Here is a 6,975-nt window from a genome sequence, read left to right as displayed (position 1 = left end):
CTTCTCAGGTTGGGCAGACTCTACATCACAGCGAGGGAACTTCCGGGGGGCAGGTCACTCCCTTTCAGTGCCAATGATCGGCGAAGTAGATAAGTGTGATTCATGAAGACTTGCAAGCGGCAGATTCAGAGCAGCGCCGTCTGATCCCAATCATGCTCTTCAAGGCCGGTAGAAACGAAAAATCGCCGGGTCGCTCCGGCGGGCCAGACCGGCAAATTTGCCTCTCTGCAGCTACCAGAGTCGATCCTCATAATTGCCCTTGCGATGCCCGATGAGTTGCGGGCGGATGGCCTATTGCTCGGCCGCGCCCGCGACATCGGCCAGGCCATTGTCACCGGGCGCGTCATCATCGGTGAGCGCGAGTCCAAGTGTAGGAAACAGCCAGGATATCGGAAATAACCGACGAGTTGCTTGGCCAAAACCGGCTTATCACCTCGAAACTGACTCGCTCTAGGGGCGGCCGATTTTTGCGAGCCCTGGCTGGATCCCTTCATAGCCTCCTTCATCGCCGATTGCCTCGGCGTTGCCTGTCACGGCCTTCCCTTGAATCAGAGCGAGCATCCCGTACGAGAGTCCGAAGACCGTTTTGCCCGGATTTGACAAAGCGGGATCATTGGCCGATCCATACCTTATGAATAGCGCATACCAGTTTAGTCGCGGCCATCATCGGTCGGGAAATCTTATCGCGGGCCACTAGCCCCGGGTCTGTTGCGCTGTGCGCCTCGGACACGGGGTGCCGAATGCGTTAGTCTATCATCCATCAACAGCGGCTCTGAGTAGCGCATACCAGGCATGTCCCGGTCACGCGCGCAGCCGCAACATTATCAAGCGAGACTTCCATGAGTAGTCGTAGCAGGGGCCGTTCGCGCCCCCCTATTGTCGTGACCAGCGAGGACCATCACAAGCTGAGTCGCATCGCAGCCGGTGCCGTCAATACCATGCCGGAGCTCGCGGCGGAACTTTCCGCAGAGCTGGATCGCGCACGCATTCTTCCGCAAGGCCGTAGCTCGGGCGAACATGTCCGCATTGGCAGCGAAGTCCGCTTTCGCGATGACACTTCTGGCAAGGAAACGACCGTTACGCTCGTTTGGCCAGAAGACGCGGATATCGCCGTGAACAAAATATCGGTCGTCACGCCAATTGGCGTCGCGCTGATCGGCATGGCAGGTGGGCGGTCCATCGAATGGACGACGCGCTCGGGAGACATCAAGCGACTAACCGTGATGATGGTCCGCGATCCTTTGGACGCGCTCTCATTGAACTGAGCGAGACGACAGTACTCGAACGTTGGAGTTCCATGCCTCTTAGTTCGTTGGAGACGGCCGCATCCAACCCGTCGGCGACGCCCTCGTGTCAGGTCGAATGCGACACCGTTCCGGTGAAAATCTCGAAAGGAGCGAGCCAGCGCGGTCGAGGTCTTCGCTCGAAATGCGCTTAATCATTAAATCCTATTTCTAGGGAGCAATAGGAGCAAATGCACGACCTGGCCCAATGTCTGAGTTGGCCGATGACAGTCGCCGCGCTTGCCGAAGATGCAGTTACGTCCTGATCATCAGCAGCCAGCGCGGCGGATTAGGTCGGCGGCCTTTTCGGCGATCATCAGGACGGCGGCCTGCGTGTTGCCGGAAACGACGGCCGGCATGATCGAGGCATCGGCGACGCGAAGGCCCTCGATCCCATAGACACGCAATTGCGGATCGACGACGGCGCCAGGCCCCTGCCCCATCCGGCAGGTACCGCAGGCATGATAAATCGTCTGGCCATTGTCGCGCGCGAAGGACAGCCAGTCGTCATCGCTGACGCAGCCGGGCCCGGGCGCCATCTCATAAGCGCGATAGGCGTCTAGCGCTTGACGCCCGACGATGTCGCGCGCGATCTTCATGCCGTTGATCATAGTCTGCTGGTCGGTGAGGCTGGCCAGGAAATTGGGCCTGATGGCGGGCGGCGTATCGACATCCGGTGCGCGGGAATGAATCGTACCCCGCGATTCCGGCCGCAGCTGCGTTACGCCGACGGTCATGCCGGGCTCGCGGTCTAACCGGCGCTCGGCGGCGTTGGCATAGCTCGCATGCATGAAGAAGTACTGGATGTCGGGCCCCTCGACTTCCGGCCGCGTGCGCACGAAGCCATGCGCGAGCCCGGTGCCCAGCGTCAGGATGCCCTTACGCGTCAGGAAATACTGCGCGACCGCAGCCACAAGCCGCCAGCCGCGCGTCGTCTCGTTCAGCGTTACCGGCAGCTTCACCCGCCAGTTCATGCGGGTGCAGAAGTGATCGCTGTAATTGGCGCCGACACCCGGCAGGTCATGACGGAGTGGCAGCCCGGCAGCCGCCAGAACCGCCGGATCGCCGATGCCCGAGAGTTCGAGCAGATGCGGGGTCTGGATGGCGCCTGCCGTCAGCACGATGCTATCGCGCGCGGCGGCCTGGCGCGCGGTGCCGCCTACGCGGTAGGTGACGCCGGTGGCGCGCCTGCCGTCGAGATCGACCCGCAACACCTGCGCTCCGGTGAGGACCCGCAGATTGGGGCGGCCACGCGCCGGCGCGAGATAGGCATCGGCCGCGCTGACCCGGCGGCCCCGCCGCTGGTTGACCTGATAATAGCCGAAGCCGTCCTGCGAAGCGCCGTTATAGTCGCGATTGCGCGGATAGCCGGCCTGCCCGGCCGCCGCGATGAAGGCCTCGGCGATCTCCGGGCGCTCCTTGACCTCGGTCACAGGGAACGGGCCGTCGCGGCCACGCGTCGCGTCGCCCTCCCCGTCATAGGCTTCGAGCTTGCGGAAATAGGGCAGGATATCGGCAGAGCCCCAGCCGGTGCAGCCCTGCTGGGCCCAGCCATCAAAATCCTGAGCCTGGCCGCGCACATAGATCATCCCGTTGATCAGCGTCGAGCCGCCCAGCCCCTTGCCGCGCGGGATCGCGATCTCGCGGTTGCGGGTATTCTCCTCAGGCTCGGTCCTGAAGCGCCAGTTGAACGCCGGATTGACCAGGAGCTTGCTGAAACCGGCGGGTATCGGGATCCAGAAGCCCTTGCCCTCTCCGCCCGCCTCCAACAGCAGCACGGTCTTGCCCGCATCCTCGCTGAGACGGTTGGCGAGCACGCAGCCGGCCGTGCCGCCGCCGACGATGATGTAGTCATAGCTTTCGCTAACGGGCGCGCTCATGCGGCGGCCCCCGCCAGCGGCGTGCCGCGCTCGGCCATGACCTGCGCGATCCCGGCCATCACCTCCTCGCGCCCGGCATAGGCGGCGCGTTCCAGCACCTTCGAAATCGTCGGCGAGGCCTCGCGGCCATGGACGCGCTGGACCGGCTGGTCGAGCCAGTCGAACAGGCGGCGGTGCAGTTCGTCGGCCAGCATCGCGCCATAGGAGGTTCCCCGCGCGCCCTGCTCGACGATCAGGACGTTGTGCGTCTTGCGGACGCTGGCGCCGATCGTCTCCCAGTCGAGCGAGGCGCGGTCGAGCGTGCGCAGATCGACGATCTCGGCATCGACACCCAGCGCCTCGACCGCCTCGACGCTGCGATGGACCATGGCGGAATAGGTCAGGATGGTGAGATCGCGGCCTGCGCGCACGATGAGGGCCTGGCCGAGCGGGATCGTGTAGTCGAGGTCTTCAGCCGGGATCATGCCATTCATCTGGTAAAGATCGACATGCTCGATCACCAGTACGGGATCGCTGCCCTTCAGCGCCGCGTTCATTAGCCCGATATAGTCCCGCGGGGTCGAAGGGGCGACGATGCGCCAGCCCGGCGAGGTCGCGAAGACGCCGGCGGGATCGAGCGAGTGCTGCGAGCCATAGCCCGTGCCCATCGCGATCTTGCTGCGCAGGATCAGCGGCACGTCGGTGGTGCCGCCGAACATGTGACGCGCCTTCCCGATCTGGTTGAAGACCTGATCGGCAGCGACCCACATGAAGTCAGGGTACATGAATTCGACGATCGGCCTGTAGCGGCCGTCCATGGCGAGCCCGCCGGCGAGGCCGGTGAAGGCGTTCTCGCTGATCGGCGTGCCAAGCACACGGTCCGGAAAGGCTGCCGCCAGACCGCGCGTAGCACCGTTCGTGCCGCCCTTCAGCCGGTGTATGTCCTCGCCCATGATGACCAGGGAGGGGTCGGTCTGCAGCCGCCTATGCAGCACATCAGCGATGGCGTCGACGAATTTGCGCTCGATCACCGGCCCGGCCGGCGGGCCGCCCTTGGGCAGTCCCGGCAGTTCGCCACGCAGGCCGATATCGACGAAAGCGGTGTCGGGCCAAAGGTCCGGGCGGATGCGACGGCGGTTGCCGTCGGGTTCGAGCAGGCGGCCCGCGATATCCTTCATCAGGGAGACGCAGCGCTCGCGCAGATCGCCGACGGCGCTGTCATCGATCAGTCCGAGCGCTGTCATCTCGGTGCCGACACGCGCCAGCGGATCACGGCCACGCCAGGCGGCCTCCTCCTCCTTTGAGCGATAGCCGAAGGCGGAGCCGGGCAGCGGCCCGTTCTGGTGGAAATAGCGATAGACCTCGAGTTCGATCAGTGCGGGGCCGCGGCCGGCGCGCAACAGGGCGACGGCCTCCTGCGTCGCCAGATGTACGGCGAGCGGGTCCATGCCGTCGACGCGCCACGCGGGGATGCCGAAGCCCGGCCCACGCCCCGACAGACGGGTCTCGCGCGCCGCCTCATCGACATGGGTGGCGACCGCATAAAGGTTGTTCTCGACGACAAAGAGCAGGGGGAGCGACCAGGCGGCCGCGAGGTTCATTGTCTCCAGCGTCGAGCCGATGTTGATCGCGCCGTCGCCGAAATAGGTTACGGCGATGTCGCCCGTGCCGGCGAGCTTGTGGGCCATGGCGGCGCCGGCCGCCAGCGGCACGCCGCCGCCGACGATGGCGTTGGTGCCTAGCGCGCCGGCTTCGATCCAGCGCAGATGCATCGAGCCGCCGCGACCATGGCCGAAGCCGGGTTCCAGGCCGAGGATCTCTGCCAGGCTGCGGTGCAGCATGGCTTCGAGGGGGAGCGCGAAATCCGCGGTCGGATCGAGGGTCGGGGCGAGGTAGGACAGGGTCTTGGCGAGAAACTGGTGATGGCCGCGATGCGAGCCGTTGACCTGATCCGAAGGCCGCAGGCCGATCACCGATCCGACGGCGCCGCCCTCCTGCCCGATCGAGGAATGTGCCGGGCCATGGACGAGCCCCTCGCCGGCGAGTTCGAGCACGCTCTCCTCGAAGGCGCGGATCAGATGAAGCTGCGTGAGCATGCTGCCGAGCAAGACAGGGTCGGCCGCCTTCCAGTCACCCGGCGTCGAGCGCAGCGCGATCCAGGGCGCCGCGGCGTTCAGCTTTTCGCGCCTCGGCATCAGTGCCGACCTCCAGCCGTGGTTTCAGATGTAGCCATTGGCGCTCCAGCCCCCGTCGACGCCAGCAACCTGGCCGGTGATCGCGCTCGCCTCGTCACTGGCAAGGAACGCGGCCAGCGCGGCGACCTCATCGGTTTCGATGAAGCGGCCGATTGGCATGCGCGTCGTCAGGGCGTTGGCGTCGAGACGTCCGCGCGCGATCAGATCATCGAGAAAGGGCGTGCGGACATAGCCGGGCGCCAGCGCGTTGACCCTGAGGCCATGACGGGCCCATTCGAGCGCCAGTGCCTTGGCCATCATCGCGACGGCGCTTTTCGAGGCGCAGTAGCCGAGGCGCTCGGGCGCGGCTACGACGCCGTACATCGAGGCCATCAGCAGGATGACGCCGCGCTGGCGCGGGACCATCCGCCGCCCGGCGGCCTGCGCGGTCAGGAAGACGCCGTCGAGATTGACGCTCATGACCCGGCGCCAATCCGCGAAGTTCAACGCCAGCGTCGGGCTGTTCTGCGAAATGCCCGCATTGGCGATGACGATGTCGAGGGGACCGACCGACGCCTCCGCCTGGTCGAAAGCGGCGTCCACCGCCTCCGGTTCGCACACGTCACAGGAAATAAAGGCCGCACCTTCGATGCCGGCAAACGCCGCAGCGGCAGCCGCATCGCGATCGAGCACGACGACCCTTGCCCCGCGCGCGGAAAAGCGCTGACTCATGGCGAGGCCGAGCCCGGAGCCCCCGCCGGTGATCAGCGCGATCTTGCCGGCGAGATCCCGGTTGCGATCGGGGGCCGGGGTCATGGCGAAAGGCCCGATGATGTACTGCCGGAAGCCGTCATGCCCGGGCCCATCATGCCCATGAAATCAGCCATCAGTTCGAGCTGGCATTCGAGCATTGGCAGGCCGTAATGGATGCGGCAGCCCCTAGCCTGTGCGGCTGCGAGCAGCGCCGTGAGGCGGGGCTGCATGATCACGTCCGCGACGATGTAGTCAGGTGAAAGGCGCGACGCATCGACAGGCAGCGCGTCGCCCGCGGCGAGGCCAAGCGATGTGCCGTTGACGACGATGTCGCATTCCGCCGAATCCGGGTTGTCGAGTTCGACGCGCAGCTCGGGAAAGGCCTGCGCCAGACGCCGCGCGAGATCCTGCGATTTCGCACGGGTGCGGTTGGCGATGGCGAGGCTGGCAACGCCGGCTTCCGCCAGAGCGAAGGCAACCGCATTGGCGGCGCCTCCCGCCCCGAGCAGGAGGACGCGACGGCCGCTCGGTTCGAAGCCCTCGCGCCGCAGGCCGGCGACGAAGCCGAGCCCGTCCAGGATCTCACCGATCAGACGGCCATCGGCTGCACGTCGGACGCAGTTGACCGCGCCCACCAGTTGCGCCTGCCGCGAGACCTCGTCGCAAAGCGCGACGATTGCCGTCTTGTGGGGAACGGTGACGACGAAGCCGCCCAGTGACTTCATGCCCTTGAGGCCTGCGACGACCGTGTCAAGGTCAGCGGGCGCAACATGAACGGGCACCATCACCCCGTCATGTCCGCGCTCTTGCATCAGCGCGTTCAGCTTCTGCGGCGTCAGGACGTGATGCACCGGGTCGGCGAGGAGCGCATAGACGCGGGTGTGGCCGGAGATGTCCGTCATCGCG

General features: G+C 65.7%; 5 protein-coding genes. 1 reads left to right on the top strand and 4 read right to left on the bottom strand.

The features are described from left to right. Positions 1-839 precede the first annotated feature (839 nt). On the top strand, positions 840-1,265 hold the full coding sequence (gene rnk / locus CXY91_RS26560; protein ID WP_100964834.1) for a nucleoside diphosphate kinase regulator: 426 nt from the start codon (positions 840-842) through the stop codon (positions 1,263-1,265). A gap of 287 nt (positions 1,266-1,552) precedes the next feature. On the opposite strand, the gene CXY91_RS26555 is transcribed toward rnk, so the two are convergent. Genes CXY91_RS26555 through CXY91_RS26540 form a run of 4 tightly spaced genes read right to left on the bottom strand, consistent with a single transcriptional unit; the run spans position 1,553 to position 6,971 of the window. Further along, entirely contained in the window at positions 1,553-3,163 is a 1,611-nt protein-coding gene (locus tag CXY91_RS26555; protein ID WP_100964832.1) for a GMC family oxidoreductase, read from the bottom strand. Next, positions 3,160-5,337, bottom strand: a complete 2,178-nt coding sequence (locus CXY91_RS26550; RefSeq protein ID WP_100964829.1) for a dehydrogenase E1 component subunit alpha/beta — start codon at positions 5,335-5,337, stop codon at positions 3,160-3,162. The genes CXY91_RS26555 and CXY91_RS26550 overlap by 4 nt, the downstream gene beginning before the upstream one ends. Before the next feature lie 24 nt (positions 5,338-5,361). Further along, positions 5,362-6,132: an SDR family NAD(P)-dependent oxidoreductase gene (locus CXY91_RS26545; protein ID WP_100964827.1), complete on the bottom strand. Its 771-nt coding sequence runs from the start codon at positions 6,130-6,132 to the stop codon at positions 5,362-5,364. Next, on the bottom strand, positions 6,129-6,971 hold the full coding sequence (locus CXY91_RS26540; RefSeq protein ID WP_100964825.1) for a shikimate dehydrogenase family protein: 843 nt from the start codon (positions 6,969-6,971) through the stop codon (positions 6,129-6,131). The genes CXY91_RS26545 and CXY91_RS26540 overlap by 4 nt, the downstream gene beginning before the upstream one ends. Positions 6,972-6,975: the final 4 nt, after the last annotated feature.

The sequence above is a fragment of the Allobosea sp. FBZP-16 genome (assembly GCF_002831785.1).
Taxonomy (GTDB): domain Bacteria; phylum Pseudomonadota; class Alphaproteobacteria; order Rhizobiales; family Beijerinckiaceae; genus Allobosea; species Allobosea lupini.
The sequence above is the reverse complement of the archived record's forward strand: the minus strand, read 5'-3'. Positions and strand labels throughout refer to the sequence as shown.

Excerpts from the sequence above, each read along its gene's own strand:
- CXY91_RS26540 (WP_100964825.1), bottom strand. The coding sequence starts at position 6,971 with ATGACGGACATCTCCGGCCACACCCGCGTCTATGCGCTCCTCGCCGAC.
- CXY91_RS26555 (WP_100964832.1), bottom strand. The coding sequence starts at position 3,163 with ATGAGCGCGCCCGTTAGCGAAAGCTATGACTACATCATCGTCGGCGGC.
- rnk (WP_100964834.1), top strand. The coding sequence starts at position 840 with ATGAGTAGTCGTAGCAGGGGCCGTTCGCGCCCCCCTATTGTCGTGACC.
- CXY91_RS26550 (WP_100964829.1), bottom strand. The coding sequence starts at position 5,337 with ATGCCGAGGCGCGAAAAGCTGAACGCCGCGGCGCCCTGGATCGCGCTG.
- CXY91_RS26545 (WP_100964827.1), bottom strand. The coding sequence starts at position 6,132 with ATGACCCCGGCCCCCGATCGCAACCGGGATCTCGCCGGCAAGATCGCG.